The organism is Xenorhabdus cabanillasii, from assembly GCF_003386665.1.
GTDB classification, from domain to species: Bacteria; Pseudomonadota; Gammaproteobacteria; order Enterobacterales; family Enterobacteriaceae; genus Xenorhabdus; species Xenorhabdus cabanillasii.
On the sequence record NZ_QTUB01000001.1, the window covers coordinates 4191204 to 4208739 of the forward strand.

The 17536-nt window shown below is 44.9% G+C and carries 5 protein-coding genes; 2 read left to right on the forward strand and 3 right to left on the reverse strand.

Translation table 11 applies throughout. The annotated features are described in order from the left end of the window. Nucleotides 1-40: 40 nt before the first annotated feature. The gene (gene seqA / locus BDD26_RS18860) at nucleotides 41-574 is read right to left on the reverse strand and encodes a replication initiation negative regulator SeqA (protein WP_038263115.1); all 534 of its coding nucleotides are present in this window, start codon (nucleotides 572-574) and stop codon (nucleotides 41-43) included. A 260-nt stretch (nucleotides 575-834) separates the two neighbouring features. Between seqA and ybfF the strand changes: the two genes are divergently transcribed. Both ybfF and BDD26_RS18870 read left to right on the forward strand, forming a co-directional pair. Then, nucleotides 835-1626, forward strand: coding sequence for an esterase (gene ybfF / locus BDD26_RS18865; RefSeq protein WP_115827416.1), 792 nt, complete (start codon nucleotides 835-837; stop codon nucleotides 1624-1626). Between the two features lie 288 nt (nucleotides 1627-1914). Beyond that, complete coding sequence (locus BDD26_RS18870; protein ID WP_038263109.1) at nucleotides 1915-2652, forward strand: class I SAM-dependent DNA methyltransferase; 738 nt, start codon at nucleotides 1915-1917, stop codon at nucleotides 2650-2652. 141 nt (nucleotides 2653-2793) lie between these two features. Here BDD26_RS18870 and BDD26_RS18875 read toward each other — a convergent pair whose 3' ends face one another. After that, nucleotides 2794-3600, reverse strand: a complete 807-nt coding sequence (locus tag BDD26_RS18875) for an inositol monophosphatase family protein (RefSeq protein ID WP_115827417.1) — start codon at nucleotides 3598-3600, stop codon at nucleotides 2794-2796. Between the two features lie 181 nt (nucleotides 3601-3781). Beyond that, the gene (gene rtxA / locus BDD26_RS18880) at nucleotides 3782-17215 is read right to left on the reverse strand and encodes an MARTX multifunctional-autoprocessing repeats-in-toxin holotoxin RtxA (protein ID WP_115827418.1); all 13434 of its coding nucleotides are present in this window, start codon (nucleotides 17213-17215) and stop codon (nucleotides 3782-3784) included. Nucleotides 17216-17536: the final 321 nt, after the last annotated feature.

The window sequence follows — 17536 nt, forward strand, 5'->3', positions numbered from 1 at the left end:
GTTTAAAGCGCTAACTAACTAGCTAAATCAGGTAGCTAAACTAGATTGTGCCACACACCTTTTCAATCAAATTTGCAGGAAAACTCATACTCTGCATAACATGTTCAATCATGCTGCGTTTACGGTCAGTATTAGTATTAGTGATCACCCAAAAAGGTGTGCCGGAGATATGACGTGGTTTGGTCTGCTTACCACTGGCCAGCAACGTATGTTCATCGCCTGCAAAATAAATGCGGGTACGACCGTGCATCTCTTCTGTTGCTTTGGAGAAATTTTCACTGTCCAAATTATACAATGCAGACAACACTAACATGAAACGCTCAACGGATTTTTTCTTTTCAGCATATTCATCAGAAAGCAATAATTCGCGCATAACACGAACAGTATCACGGGAACGTACAGCTGGTATTTTATCGACAGGTACAGGCTCGCTGGCAGACTGTATAGTTTGTACTGGCTGCCCGGCGTCCAATTTTAATATGCGCCGTAAAATATCAGATGCACTTTCACCGATATGCAGGGTTTGGCTTGCAATAAAGCGGTAAAGGTCTTCATCAACTTCTATCGTTTTCATTTCTATCCAGTACTGTTCTTAATGAAAAAATTATCCCCGGATTATAAGATATAATGCAACAAAACAAAACAATTAAACTTTCAATAACTTAAAGTGATTCTTCCCACAATTGAGAATTGAAAAAAAAGTCGCTTTTCCCCTAAAATAAATCAATCAGTTACAGCTATTTCGCCCCATTTTGTTTGTCCATGCTAATGTGTCATGATATTAAACTCTACAATATTAAACATTGTATGAATGGTATTAAACTCAGGCAAATTATGAAGTCAAACAATCAATTAAATTATCATTTACACAAACCGGAAAACCCGCTGTCTTCCACACCAATTATTCTTATCCATGGGCTTTTTGGTGATTTAAACAATTTGGGGATATTAGGTCGCGATTTACAACAATATTATCCGGTTATTCAAATTGACGTGCGCAATCACGGTATTTCTCCCCGGTCGGAAAACATGGATTACCGCGATATGGCTCAGGATGTTTTAGCACTTCTTAATGAACTACTTGATGAGCTGAATGTGCCGAAGGCTATCATTATAGGACATTCTATGGGTGGCAAAATTGCGATGAGTATGACAGCAATTGCCCCGGAACGAATTGAAAAGATTGTAGTCATTGACATCGCACCCGTGGCTTATCAGGTTCGGCAACATGACGGCATTTTCGCAGCACTGAACAAAGTTACCGAAGCCGGAGTACAAACCCGGCAGGCAGCAACAGATATAATGCGACAGAATATTCAGGAAGATGGTGTGATCCAGTTTTTGCTGAAATCCTTCCACCAGGGAGAATGGAAGTTCAACCTGCCTGTATTGCAAAAAGAGTATGAAAAGATTATCGGTTGGGAAACGATCCCTGCATGGCATAAACCTGCCCTGTTTATTCGTGGTGGAAATTCAGATTACATTACCGAGGAATATCGGCAGGATATTATCAGACAATTCCCAAAAGCTAACGCATGGATAGTAGCTGGTGCCGGTCATTGGGTTCATGCAGAAAAACCCGAAGCCGTACTCAGGGCAATTCATCGATTTTTAGGAACAGAATAATCATCATATCAGCCCACCTGTAAACGTGGGTTGATAGCTATTGATAGCAACAAGAGATATATTCAATACTATCGCTAATAAGTTATTTTTTAATATTCTTCTAATTAAATATTTATTCCTATACCTATTAAACTATATAACCAATACAAAAATAATTATATCTAAATTATTATTTATACACTAATGTGCTGTGATGAAATAAATATCAGGAAAAACCACATCAACAATAAACTTCATTCTTACCAAATAAAAAACATCCTCTTCAATTAATATTAAAGGATAAAAACAATGGATCCTAAAAACGTATATAATCCTATCGCAGATCTATATGAGAGTTTTTCAGATTCTGCCGCCCAAATCAATATCGAAATTCGGACTATTCTTAATCTGGCAGGGGACATACAAGGAAAATCCGTGTTAGATTTAGCCTGTGGATATGGTCTTTTTAGCCGATTGTTCAGAAACAATGGTGCTGCAAAAGTGGTAGGAGTCGATATATCACATAACATGATTGAGATTGCCAAAAGTAAATCGCAACAATACGGTGATAATATCGAATTTCATGTAAGAGATGCCTGCAATATGGAGTCATTCGGGAAATTTGATCTAATAGTTGCGGCCTGGTTATTCTGTAATGCGCTATCACTTGAAGAACTTGAAATGATGTTTCGTTCAGTTGCAAAGAATCTGGCACCTGACGGTAAACTCATCGCTTATACTATTGATCCTGATTATCGGTTAGCAAAAGGAAACTGTATAAATTATCGCGTCAATATTCTTAGTGAAGAGCCCTGGAAAGAAGGCTTTCTCGTCAAGGCTGAATTTCTTACCACTCCACCCAGCCCTTTTACAATGTATCAATGGAGTCGTGAACAACATAAAGAGGCGAGTAATAAAGCAGGATTAACACAATTGGAGTGGCATAAACCAACACTGTTACAAAGCGATATTGATAGTTACCCTCCGGGTTTTTGGGAAGATTTCCAGAATAACTGTCATGACACAGCATTTGTTTGTCAATTTTAACAGTATCAGGTAACTTATCTCTTCATCTTTCAATATGTGCTAATAAAATAATAAATTGAAAGATGAAGGGGATTTTAAATTGAAAAAAATAAACAGCCTAAGTGTATAGGCTATTTATTTACTAAGAAAGTTCTGAATAAATTAACCAGTGACAGAAGAATTCATTCTCTCCACTACCCGATCAAGTAGCTCTGAATTACATGCCGATACCAGGCTACCACCAAATATCACCTTTTCCCGGCTACCATTCAGTGCACAAAAATCACCACCCGCTTCTTTAATACAAGGCAAAATTGCGGCGCTATCCCACGGTTTCATTATTGTATCAATGGCACAGTGCAACCTTCCGGCTGCGACCATAGCATGTTGATAGCAATCATTGACAAAAATAAAATCACGGGAAGTGTTCACTAATTTATCTAAATTATAAGGAACCGAACCGTCTACAAGGTTATAGCTGGAACTGTGTATTCCAGAAGCAGCAACCACTGCATTTTCAACAGATTCTGGTGAATCCACAGCAACTTTAAGCTGGCGTAACGGCTTACCCTCCACATTCATCCAGCATCCTTCTCCCTGAGAGGCATAAACAGTTGTTGAAACTGCCGGAAAACTAATCACGCCAACCAACGGTTCACCATTTTCAACAAAAGCCAGCAATGTACTGAACAACGGTATGCCATACAAAAATGCTCTTGTACCATCTATAGGATCAATAACCCAACCGGATTCAAATTTCTCGATACCATTTAGCCCAAACTCTTCGCCTAAAATAGGGACTCCCGGACTGCGTTTTTCCAATATGTTACGAATTTCAGCTTCCAGCATTAAATCTGTCTGGGTGACAACAGAACGATCAGGCTTGTAATCAAATTGTCCCGCACCGTCAAAAGCATCTTGAGTTCGTTTCCTGATCGTATTTACCGCTTCAAGGGCAATCTCTAACATCTGTTTATAACTCCTCAAGGTTTAATTAATCTCATCCCGGCAAGGCAATTCTATTGTTAAAACCGTCATAATGTCCTGTTAAAAAAACATAAGGACATTAAATTAACCATTTGAAGTTAAATAAAAAAATGGCCCACATTTGTGGGCCATTTTGATTAATCAAGTTCAGGTAAGAAAACCATCAAATCAGTTTGGATTTCCCGGCTGTGGTATCCGACCAGGCCATCATGATGGAAGATTGAGTTTGTCTATCCAGTGAATCGATAAAACCACTGTCGCCAATCGCTGGCGCAAAACCACTCATTGCCTGAACCAATGAATCTAGCGCATTGGCAGAGAGTGCGGTATATTCACGCTCGCCACGTGCGTCTTTACTGCCCATTTGCATGATAATGTCCGCACGGTTGCCATTGAAGTAGTCAGTAAACGTCACCGAGCCGATTGCTTCAAACTGTCCTTGCTCAGAAGTATCCTCAATATTACGGTTGGTCAACATAACCAGATCGTAGCCACTACGCTGGAACCACAAGTCTTGCCAGTTAAGGTTGTTGAAAACGATCTTGTCACCACGTTTGATACCCTCAACTACGTTATCAATCACATCTCCACTGACCACATAACTGTTAACCCCTGCACCACCTTTGAAGGTGTTCTGGTATCCTCCCAACACCAACAGATCGTCACCATCACCGCCGTCAAACTGACTGAATTTGGAAATGACATCCGCGATCAGGTGATCGTTACCAGCCCCGCCATTGATCAGAGCATGGTAACCCATCAGCTTGATGGTATCGTTTCCCGCTCCAGCATCAATCTGGTTATAGTTGCCAAAAACCGTAGCAAAGTCGTGATCATCACCCAAGTCAACCTGATTGTTGTTACCAATAGTAACCACGTAATCCTGCCCTTCTCCGCTTTCAATGCGATTGAAGTTACCGGAAGCGACGATATAGTCACGTCCTCTGCCAGTATCGATCACACCACCTTCACCAAAAGCAAAGACCTGATCATCACCATCTCCCATGTAGGCATAGTTGATACGTCCCGCAACTACGGCAACATCATTACCCCTGCCGCCAAACATGATGTTTTCACGCCCCATCAAAACACCCATATCATTACCTTCACCACCAGTGAAGATATTGGAGGTTCCCAAAGCATAATAGACATCATCACCACGACCGCCCCAGAAGTTATTGTTATCTCCCAGATAAGCGCCCAGATCTTTTCCGTCTCCACCCCAGTTAAAGTTGTAGTTACCGAGAGAGACATGGATGTCGCCATCACCTTGCAGATGACCACTGTTGCGCAGGAAGTCGAAGGTTTTTTCCTGCATATGCAGCAGATCGTCAGTCAGGTTCTGTTTCAGGTTGGAAACTAACTCTTTCATTTCTTTCTGTTTATCCTGTCTGAACAGAGTTGCAAACAGGTTTGGCAGGCTCAGGGAATTAAACCCGAATGTACGCTCTGAGTGTGCATCTTCTGCTGTCGGTACAGCACCAACATTTTCAGTTGGCTCCGCCTGCTCATTTGGCGCTTTTTCTTTTATTCCGTGACTCTCAAGGAAAGAGTTCAGTCCGTCCGCACCTGCTGACAGGTTTGTCTTCAAACCACTGCGTAGTGTTTCCGGATCAATAAATGCCTCCAACTGGCTGCCACTGAATTCACTGATGACTTCCAGCATTTCCCGCAGAATAGCAACACCATCCACCGGTTGATTTGAGCGGGAAACAATAGCGCCATCCGATGTGTAATCCACGTTAAAGATATCGGCTAATGTGGTATCTGCATTCACGCTGGCAAGGTTTCTCAACAACTTGTTTTTAAGCTGACGAGGCAGATCCGTCGGACTGAACGTAAAGGTGGTTTTTGCCATTCCTGTTGAGGTGTATTGCTGAGTCATCAAACCAAACAGTGAACCAAGGTTGATATCCAGAATTGACTGGATATTGTCACCGAACATAAAGTTCCAGTTACCGGTTGTCACTTGAATATCAGCACCTTGTCCGCCAACAGCGAAATTAAAGGCTAATTTCTCATTTGCCTGCCGGAGTTTATTTGCCCGGCTGAGATTACCCAGTTCTGGTTTATTACCCGCGCCACTCAACCACTGGTTATATTTTTTATTCAGTGTACTTTCGATATCACTCTTCAGACCACGGCCATTTCGTTTATATTGGGAGTCAATCGCAGTCAGCGACATATAATCCACGTTGCTGGTCATATCAAGCCCTGACATATTCTGTAGATATTTCTTCACACTTTCTGCCGTCCACTGTGCTTCCTGCTCAGACAACCAGTCAGGGGCAGAGAATGATCCGGCAATATTTTGCAGGATACCCGATACGCGGGAGACGCTATCAAACGGATTAAGCATCGGTGGTGTCGGGATAGATTTATCCATCATAACCAGCAGGTCATTACTGCGACCCTGATTGAAACTGATATTCCGGTTTCCGATAAACAGTTGCGCGCCTTCCAATGCCTGATAACCTGCAATATTGACGCTGTGCTTGCTGTCACCATTCCCCAGATGAACCATGACATTGTTGTCACCAAAGGCCAGCGATTTGAAACCGCCTGTGCCGACTTTAATACCAACGTTGGTGGTTCCCCAGTTAATGGACGTAAATTCGCCGTCTCCTGCCTGTATCTGTACATTCCCGGAATAGCTCAGCTGGTTATCGGACGCGGTTCCGGCGGGGTAATCCTCATACTGATATTTTTCCGGTGCATGGAATACTTCGGTATTGCCTGTAATAGCCCCGCGTACCCGGTTTTTTCTGCTATCTGTACGCAGACTGCCTACACGCACAAGCGAAACATCGTTTTCAGAGACATTATTGCGTATACGTTCTGAATGACCTTCCAATTCTCCTTTCTCGTTCCAGTTCAAAACGATTTTATTGTCGAAGATCTTATTTTCCAGCATATTATGTTCTGATTTCGTATATTTACGCCCTGATTTACCGATCACAACTTCAGTGCGACGGGCAGATACCGTGGTACGTATCCCATTTTCATCAAGAGCTGAAATAAAGCGATAAGCAAAGCCATCCCGCTTATCATCACTGAGCAGAGAACACCCTACCAGACTGATATGGTCAAGCTCCCCTCCATATTGGAAGCTATTTTTGAACTGTTTTAACCGCATCGCCAGCTCAGATGCAGTGTAATCACTCAGCGTCGTGTGATTGAATCCATCAATATCATCACCGCCGTGTCCAACAACCTGCCAGCGTATTTTACCGTTCAACAGGCTTGGATCACCGTATATCACCTTATACTGGCCATTAGTATCAAGCTGGACAAGCACACTCTCTTTCGGGTGCTTACCGGTCAGATAAGAGACAGAGTCGGCCACGATAGGATCATCTTCAAGCTGAATAATGACCTGACCATCAAAACGCATTTTTTTGCGTTCTAATCTCGGTAAGACATCAATAACTTCCCACGTATTGACATCATGGTTATTCAACGGACGAAGTCTCTCCAGCGCTTTTTTCATTGGTGAGCCGACAAAGATTTCCATTGCCAGAATATCTTTCATAGTTGTTCTGTCGCCAATTACCGGACGATAAGATGCCAGTGTCTGACCATCCAGGACAATCACATGCTCGAAAACTCTTTCCCGCCGACCATTTTTAGACATTTTATAGCTTTCTGCCATGTTCAGGTCTGAACGACCAAAGAAATGTGTAACGTATTTACTGAATTTCTCCGCAGATGAAAACTCCACAATCCCGACATTAGGATCATAGAACCCATACATCCGGTTCTCTCCGCTGCCTTTTGACCATGCCGCCATTGCATGGCCCAATGTATCCAGCTCCAGCAGAATCGGTTGGTCACCTACGCTGGTGGCAGTGATTTTTTCAATCATACCTTTCACTGTTAGTGCCTTCTCATCGTTCAGTTTCTCTTTCCATATCTTGCAGGTACTGTCTAACATCGGATCTTTGGCATAGAGTGCAGACAATGTACCTAATAATTTACTGGCGTTGGCTTGTTCAACTTCAGAATACAGTTCTGGATGGCTGAGTACCGAAGCTGCGGAGTAAAGTTTATTCAACAAATCATGGCCAACATTTTCCTGACCGTCATTTTCAAGCTGTTTTGCCAGCAGAACCAATTTAGACAACGGTACACAGCGTCCGCCGAAACCATCATTGGATAAATTCAGCAATAGCAATTGTGGCGCTAAATGTTCACTTGCCTTAGGATCTACTGCGCCAGTGGAAGTGATATCACGAAACAGCCGGCTATACTTCTCCGTTTTTGGTCGAAGCGTAATTTTCAGTGCCCGGTTTTCAATTTCCCATGCTAACGCCCCTTTCTGCTCTGCCGTCCAATTTCCTGTGACCAACAGATCCACCAGTTGCTTGATGTCCATATCCGCATGGAAGCCGTCCACAATACGCTCAGCATGGTTATGTTTGTACCCTGACAGGAAAGCCTTTGTCGCACGCAGATCGTGCTCTACGCCCACTTCATCAACCTGAGGCTTCAGCGCTTGCATATAGCGTCTCAAATCACTCTTGATGCCTTTAAGAACGATATTCCCCTGTGCTTGCTGATTAGTGCCAGACAGGTAAGAAACTATTTTATCGGCATACTGACTCATCAGTTGATAACTGGATTCATGACCATGATAAGTTCGTTCCCCGGAAATGTTGTAACCGGCTGTCATTAATCTGGTACGGAGTTTTTCACCTTCATTACCTAAACCTCCACTGTCAGTCAGCAACATAATTGGCGTCTGCTTCGAGATCCCCCTCAGATTCTGCTCTACCGAGAATTTACCATTAACCGCTTTTGCCAATACACCAGCAAGACCGGATGGATTCGGTATTTCATGAGCAGTAATCGCCTTGGTCATGCTTGGCATTGGCCTGTCTAACAGTAAGCCGGAAACAGCCATGCCTTGTCTGTCAGCGTAACGAGCAAGATCTGCCGCAATGGGTGCTCCCATTGAATAACCGTGGATAATAATGTTTTCCGGCTTAATACCACGATCATTAACCAGATAATGGAACATGGTACGTACATCCTGATACATCCCTGCTTCCCCCGGATAGCCATCGCTGGTGCCGTAACCCCGCATATTGACCGAGAGCATATCAATACCCTGTTGTTGATAATGTGGCTGAATTTTACTCGCTTGATCTTCAACAGACGCACCGGAGCCATGGATAAACAGCACGACTTTATTTGTCATGTCTGTGTGTGACGAGCTTTGTGCCTGATTACTTTTTGCCTGATTATTTTTTGCCTGATAGTAATAACCTGCTAAGCGCCCGGTTTCACCCTGTAGGGTAACTTTTTGTGCAACACCCTGGTTTACTGCCAAATTGAGCTTGTTTTGTACCTCCTGACTGATCCGGCGACGTTCTTCTTTTGTACCATACAGTTCATTGTTCATGAAACGAGTCAATGGATTAAGCGGTTCTCTCTCACGCGGCAATGATCCATCGTTGGAGATAGCAATTCTCTCCAGTTCATACTCATTGGTTTCATTATTCAGAATTGCCTCAAACTGCTCTCCATTGAGACGGAGATGTTTTTGTTTAACCCGTTCAATATGAACTGCTTGCTGCAATGACCGGCCGAAGTCAAACAGATCACTTGGTGTCCAGACACCAAAGGCAGGCCGCCAGACCTTGCCGAGCATTTTCTCTGCACCTCCTGCTCTGAGAATACGGGCAACGACACTGGAACAGTTTTTAGTCAGTAACTGATAACGGGCATTCGGATCACTGCTTATTTTACTCCATTCAGCCTGCATTGCTGCCACATCAAGCCCTTCCAGATTGATGCGGTATACCCGATCAGGTTCAGCTTTGCTGTTTTTGAAATCGGTAATTTCTGCCAGTTCTCTTTCAGCAAATTGATGCATGACATCGGCAATTGCATTCTCCATACGTTTAGATGTCTGCATGTGTGCCGCCATACGTAAGGTCTCGGCAAAATTCCGGCCGATTTCTTGCATATCTATAGCGGGATCAGCCCACTGCGCAAGAAATGGCCGGTAAATATATTCCGGTATTTCCGCGGACTTGAGCAATTCAGGATTAGCAAGGGCAGCCATCGCAAAACCCTCACTGATATCCTTGAATTTTGCATCCACCCCTTTGGCTATTCTCAGTTTTTCAATAAACTCTCTCAGTTCAGCAGAACCATCAACTAACCCGAAATCATCATCCTCCTCGGCCTCAACATCGAATGTTAACGCCGGAGCCTGAAAAGCGGGTTGACTGAGGTCATACCAACGAAACCGCAGGTCCGGTTGATCTTGTGTCGAGATATCAAACATCTCGCGTATATCGACAGATTTATTCCCTGCCGGCCACCAACTGACATAATTCATTTCATTCAAATGACTGGCATCGTCTGCCTTGACCAGAACACGTCCCTGACCAATTTGCAGCGCTACATGACCAAGAGTGCTGTACTCACTTGGCCGCCAGACATACAGTGTCGCACTGACAGGGGATAAGTGCTGTTCAATCGCCAGATGGACTTTTTTCAGACCGGCTATATCAATGCCCCGGCCATCTTTCGCCAGATCACGGGCTGACAGTTTGGAAAAGACGGCATTTGTGACATTCTGTCCATATTCTTTGGTCACAGCTGCCATAACCTGCTGTAGCCCGGCATCGGCAGTATTTCTGGCGATGTGCAAACTGAACTGACCACGGGTCACAAAATCGCCCTGTGCATCCAGATAGAGATGTTTGCTATCCTTGAGATTGGCGTTACCCAGACTGGTATATAATTCGCTGAAACCACCCTGGCCTGAGCTTCTCAATGTCGGCTCTGCCAGTACCAATGATTCAGTCAGGCGTGTGTTGATTTGGGAAAGCAGCAGTTTCATCGCTGGTGCCCGCCCAGATTCAGAATGCCCGAGCAGATAACCTTCCACCTGCTGGTGTAAATCAGTTAATTTTTCGATAGCATCCAGAGAGTAATCCGGCTTTTCCAGCAGGACTTTTTCATAAGCACGCAGTGCCTCAAGCACCTTACGGTAACTTCCCCCCAGTTGTTTACCTTTAACATAAGCCTTTTTCTGGAACTCATCACCTGACATCAATTCGCTATGTGGCAAATAATGCCAGACACCATCCGCTCTTTCCGCGAGAATACGGGTATGACCCTCTTCAAGGGAAATAATATGGTTTTCCACCAGCCGCAACTCAGCAGGGAGTTGTTCATAGTTTTGATAATTAGCAAAGATGAAATGTTCAACTGTTTTCATCTGTGCCGGATCTTTCGGATTATCAACTTTTATAGTTTTAAACAGAGCAGGCCGGATTTCCGTCCAGGGAAGAACCTCAAAGCTGTCATGTAAGCCTTCGCGTATCAAAAGATTACGTTCAGTCCGTAAACGATAGAATGGAATCGCTTGATTTAACATACTATCGATAGCACTCAACTTGATATCCAGATTTATCAGTGAATCAGCGCGGTAACCATCAGGGTCCTGTTCAAGATAGCTTTTCTGCTCAGCCGTGTTCAGTGAGTCAAAACGTATTTTTACTCTGACACCGGCATCAGTCAGTCTGTGACCAATGGATTCCAGCGGCTTACCCCGGTAGTGATGGGCAGGTTTATCCAATAAACGAATTTCATTGACCAGACCTTCACGTTGCAATTGACGCAATACCGGCAACTCAACGTTCCAGAAGAAATTCCCTAAACGCAGACCGCCCGGCGCAATAACATAAACATCATCACGTGCACCGGTTGCATAAACGGAACTCCAGAATCCGATATTACTTCGCACCGCTTCGCCGATGGCTGAGTGCAGTTTTTCCTGCTTAATATCATCGGGATCAAGGGAAATTCGGTTCCAGTTCATCAATTTATTATTGAGTTCAAGGGCAAGTACATTCCCTCTCACATCAACATCATAAACCACTTTTTTGCCATCTTTCTGCGCAGCATCCAGTACGGAGCGGTATATGCCTGACTCCTGGCCTGACCAGAATGAAACAATACTTTTTTCCCCATAAGTGGGCTCAAAGCTATAACCGAAGCGTTCCAATTTAACCATAAACTGAACGCGCTTATCCCAGTCAAAATCAATGGTGGAATCGACAAACAACTTCGCCAGCGGTGCAATCTGATCTTTAGGAATAGTGTGTCGAATGACATTAAAGAAATTCTCAATATAGTTAGTCAGTTCATGCCTGATGTTGTCATTTATCTCAATATCAACACGTTCACCACCCGGTACAGGAATGTAGTTATCTTGTGAAAGCTCTCCGCTCCGATCATTATTCTTGCTCAGCCAACGGTAGATATCCGCTACTTTCGCAGCCCTTGTAGCAATAAAAGGATATGTCGCTCTATTTTGCAGAGAACTCTGACTGCTTTGTGGAACTTGAGAGGTGCTGCCTGAACGGGAGTCTGTCCTTCCCAACGCTTTCAGCCCACTCAGATCCAGACCGGAAATAGGTTGTTCTTTTCGGTTTTCCGGACTTGATGAATTTGTTATCAATGCAAATACACCAACAGATGAAGCATTACTATTATTTGATTGATGTGATGACTGTGGTGTGTGTAATGACCGTGGTACATGAATAGTGTTTGTATATCCGGCACGAAAACCGGCATTGATCTGTAGACGTTCGACAGCTTGTTTAGCATCTGCAAGTGCAGACAAATCAATACCTGACTCTTGCAACTTCTGGCTGAAAACCCCAATTCCCTGTATTAAGGAACCAGAGCCAACATGGCTGGCAGTATTACCGGCACCTTCTGCTTCATAGGCTTTACCTGACCGACCGCTGCCAGCATTAGTAAAGTTCGGTTTATAGGCATTGTCCTTCGCTGCGGTTTCTACCTCAGCCTCAATCTTCTGAAGAGTCTGATAACTATTCCGTGCGGCTTGTTCAGCCTGTTTCTGTTGTGTCAGTGCCTCTTCTTTCCGGTATTCTGCCTTAGCCAGAGCATCCGCAACATCTTTCTTGGCATTCAGTTGATCCTGTTTAGATTTAGCGACACTGACTTCCGATTTATCCAGCGCGGCTTCTATCTGATCCTGTTGCTTTGGAATAGTGGAAAGTGCATTATCCAGTTGCCGATCTGCCGTTTCTTTTACCCTACCCAGTTGTGTCTGGAGTTTATCCAGCAATCCACTGGCAAAATCATGACGCCACTGTGCCCCTGATCCCCCCTGATGGCTTGCGTATATTTGGTTATTCAGACTGTCAAGTGCTATGACTTTTGCCAATAATTCATCCGTCACAGCCTGCTCTTCTTCCTTGACAGCGTTACGCTGTGCCAGCCCGTTGGTATTCAGAGCCTCAAGATCGGTAGCCGCCAACTGAGCCTGAGTATCTGCAATTGCCGCCAGTTGTTTTTCTCTTTCCTGCTTTAAGCGATCACGGTCTGCTTCCGCATTGGCTTTATCACTTAACACTTTTTCAGAAACCAATTTCCCTGACGGGGATTCTGCACTATCCCTGCTGTCTGGACGATCTGAAGTCGCCACCACGTTATCCAGAATATAGCCTTCGCTGTCACTGTTACCGGTGCCTTTAAACGCCAGCCGGTTACTGCCTGCCTGTGCAACCAGAACCAGTTGTTTGTGTTGCCAGGTGATTTCATTGCCTGAAGATGAGAAGACAACCTGATCATTCCAGAGCACTTCCATACCGTTATCATTGGTACTGCCCGCCCGTCTGGCAAAATCAAAGTCAAGGGTAATGACTTCACCGGCCTGAAGCGGCCGGAGATCCTGATAAATAGTGGTGTTGACACGAGTATCCAGCTCAGTGACATATTTGCCGTGCCCATAGTTACCCAGACCATAAGCTCCGGCGGAATACTGAGCTTCAATACCCTCGGTAGACCGCCAACCTAGCTCTCTCGCTTCAAAATCACCATTGGCAATCAGATTCGGCTTCCGTGTTTCTGGAGACTGTTCACCGGCATACATGATGTTTTTCAGTTTGCTGACGTCTGGCGTATTAAGCTGCTCCACCGAAGCATGCAAATCAGTGGCTAAGTCTGACCTGACTTCCGCCATTTCAGTCAGTTCAAAACCGTTCAGTGCATTGACTTCCGGCAGATTAATGGCACCACGACCCCGGTAACTGCCGGATGTATTCGCTTCATCGCCATATACCAGAAAATTAATGCCCTGACTGCCCGTCACCCCTAATAACGTTTGTTTTAATTCACTGAACAGCATTGCCAATTCATGTCTCTCGGTGTCACCGGAGGTCAAAGCGAGATGATAAAAATCGCCGTTTCCGACCTGAATGGCAACGTTATTGCGGGCATAGGCGGCGTGGATATTCATCCCGTCGCCCACATGGATATTGGCATTGCCTGTCCCTTTCATCACCGAAACATTCAGGCCGTCACCCACTTTGGTGTTGATATTGAATTTACCCCACGCCACACTGACAGAAACACCGTCACCGACTTTGCTATTCACATTCAAATCACCGTGGGTTGCCACGACATTTAAACCATTACCCACGCTGGTAGTGATATTACTCTTACCTTTCGCGGCAGTAACCTGCATACCATCACCGACTTTGGTGACGATATTGCTTTGACTCCACAAGGCGTTGAAGCTGTCACCCTCCCCCACCTGTGTCACAATATTGGCATCACCTTTCGCCAGCGTAACCTGACGCCCCTGACCGACTTTCGTAATAACATTCGCTTTACCCCAGGCACCGGTATAATCATTACCCTTACCGACATGAGTGATGATATTGGCCGTACCCTGCACAATATTGACCGTCCGCCCCTCACCGATTTTGGTGACGATATTGGCTTTCCCTTTGGCAAAGTTATAGTGATCGCCTTTCCCCACGTGGGTCATGATATTGGCATCTCCCCACGCGGCATTGACAGCCAAACCTTTTCCTACTTTGGTTATCAGGTTCAGATTGCCTTTGGCAAATCCCACCGTATTGCCGTCACCCACATGGGTCATGACGTTGCCAAATTGAGAAACCAGCAGACCGGCTGTCGTCCCCGTGCCCACTTTAGTCAGAATATTGCCTTTGCCTAACAACAAACCGGCTGTCATGCCCTCCCCGACATGGGTTATCACATTTGCCCTGGCTGCCGCCACAACGCCGAGAAAATCATGCCCGACTTTCGTCACCACATTGGCTTCACCCAGTGCCAGCACCCCCGTCATTCCCTGGCCGGCATGAGTCATGATATTGGCCTGACCAAACATCGCCGCCAGCGTCGTGCCATCGCCGACCTTTGTCATGATATTGGCATTACCAGCAAACAGACCAATACTGGTGCCGTTACCCACATGGGTATAAATATTGGCCTTGCCGATCATCAGCGCGGCCGTCAGCTCATGACCGGCTTTGGTCAGAACATTCGCCTCACCCAACATCGCGGCAAAGGTATTGCCATCGCCAATGTGGGTCATGATATTACCGACGCCTAACATGGCGGCGAGGGTTTCACCGTTCCCCACTTTAGTCGCCATATTGCCTTTGGCCGCCATCAGCGCAACACTCAGGCCATCCCCGACATGGGTAAAAACGTTACCCAGAGCCACCATCAGAGCCAGGGCATGGCCATTCCCCACTTTGGTAAAGATATTGCCACCGCCAGCCATTATGGCGTACGCCTCCCCCTGGCCGACATGGGTAAAGATATTGCCGACGGCCAGCATGGCGGCGAGGGCTTCACCATTGCCTACTTTAGTAAAAACGTTACCTGCTGCGCCCATAGCGCCCAGGGTTTTGCCGTTACCGACATGGGTCAGCACATTGCCGAGGCCAAACATCATGCCGGTAGTCTCCCCCTCCCCCACTTTGGTCAGGATATTGGCGCCGCCCATCATCACACCGGTGGTTTCACCCTGCCCGATATGGGTCAATACGTTGGCACCGCCGCCCATGACAGCAAAAACCCTGCCATCCCCTTTTCGGGTCAGGATATTAGCCCCACCCAGAGCGACAACGTTAGTCTGGCTGCCATGAGGTTCCTGCAATGAAGTGGCAGGAGACGACATACTGATGTGGGTAATAACGTTGGCAAGCCCCCCTCCGTTGAAATTTAGCCGGCCTTTTCTGTCTTTCTTAAAAATAACATTGGCAGCGCCAGCGCCATCAAATTCAGTGTCACCGATTTCTGAATTATGCAGAATAACATTGGCAACCCCTGCGCCCTTAAAGTAAACATTGCCACGGGCTACGTTGGATTTGATCACATTGCCGCCCCCGACACCTTCAAACCGGACATCACCGTGACTGTCATCCTGTTTCTTAGATAACAATTCCTGTTCACAGAACTCATGCATATTGGCAATCCGCTCAGACGTCACGCGGACAGTATTCACACTGTAATGGACATCACTCAGTGTATAACTGCCTTTACCCATAACTTTGTAGCCAGAACGAACGCCAATAAATTGATCTGCCAAAGCTGCCGTTTGATCGCCGGCCTTATACCATGGCGTGGCAATGTATTTCAGCTCACCGGTTTTAGGATCGTTAGCCAGTTGTACGACCACGACTTTGGTGTATCCTTCCAAAACCTTGGCATACAAATAGGTATTTTCCATACAGTTAGATTTCACAGGCTTGACAGCAACGGTTGAACCATCGTTTGAAATTGCATAACCGCCCATTCGGGCATCCGACAATGTAATATTTTCTGCGGCGATCTGGACGCCACCGGCATACGTTACCCATTCATTTTCCGGCAGCTCACTTTCCAGCGCATGAACCGTAAATGCCTGGTGCTGTTCAACCGTCAGATTTGACAAGGTATAGGCACCATCAACATCGACCACTTGATAACCGCCGTAGTCAGAAATATCTTGAGATGCCAGATTATTGAGATGATTTCCCTTTTTATACCAGGAAGTAGTGTAATATTTCAGCCTGCCAGTTTTGGGATCATTATGAAGATGAATTTTATTAACTTTTGTAAATTTCTCATCAGCAAATGCAAACAGATAGGTATTTATGTCCCGCGTGGATTTAACACCAATGACTTTCTGTGATTCGTTAATCCAGCTTCCCCCCATTGTTGCAGTGGTCAGTACAATTTCTTCTGCTTTCGCATAAGCCATGCCTTCACCGCTGAAACAATCAGCCAGCCCCTTACGGGTAATTTGGTTATAACTACCTCCGCCGATAAAATGAATATTGCCGTGGGTAACATCTGAATAGAGATGGTTATAACCGCCCAATCCTTTGAAGGTAATATCACCACTGTTTCCCCGGCGATATAAATCGTTATAGGCTGCTATTCCTGAATAGTGCACATTACCGGAAATCCCATCATGCTGAATAACTGCCCCGCCAGCCGCACCGGAGAAAGTAATTGTTCCTTCCCCTTCTTTATTAATTTCTGCGTATCCCGCCGCACCTTTGACGTTCAGATCGCCAGTAGTATCGTTAATTTTTAGGTAGGCTGACCCACCAACGACCGTATCGTGACCGGAACCGGTATAAACTGATGCACCAATGGAGCCTAATGTAATATGATCATTACCGCCATAAGCATGTATTTGGCCACCAAATCCAATGGCAACGATATTATTATCGCCATCATCTGCGGTATAATTTCCTGTAAAAAAGTATTCAACACTTCGCCAAAATGGTTTTCCCATAAACAAATCCCGGAATAAATGCAAAAATTGAAGATAAAAAAACCCAGTTACAAAACGCAACTGAGCATCAGTATTTAAATAGATTTAAAAAATGAATATCTCAAGAACAAATTGAAATATATGATAGTTAATCTGGTCAATTTATCAGATTGATACATAGAAAAATAAGCTAGCAAGCAGACAGAAATTATCAATCGGAAAATACCCTGTTTTTACTTTTAAAATCAATATAGTTAAATTATAAAGTCTGTTTAACCACTATACTTAGTCCCAATACTCTCACTCAAATGACATAAAAACATCTGACAATATTTTTAATTA

What these genes read in the sequence shown, in the direction of transcription:
- seqA (WP_038263115.1), bottom strand. Translation starts at nt 574, where the DNA reads ATGAAAACGATAGAAGTTGATGAAGACCTTTACCGCTTTATTGCAAGC.
- ybfF (WP_115827416.1), top strand. Translation starts at nt 835, where the DNA reads ATGAAGTCAAACAATCAATTAAATTATCATTTACACAAACCGGAAAAC.
- BDD26_RS18870 (WP_038263109.1), top strand. Translation starts at nt 1,915, where the DNA reads ATGGATCCTAAAAACGTATATAATCCTATCGCAGATCTATATGAGAGT.
- BDD26_RS18875 (WP_115827417.1), bottom strand. Translation starts at nt 3,600, where the DNA reads ATGTTAGAGATTGCCCTTGAAGCGGTAAATACGATCAGGAAACGAACT.
- rtxA (WP_115827418.1), bottom strand. Translation starts at nt 17,215, where the DNA reads ATGGGAAAACCATTTTGGCGAAGTGTTGAATACTTTTTTACAGGAAAT.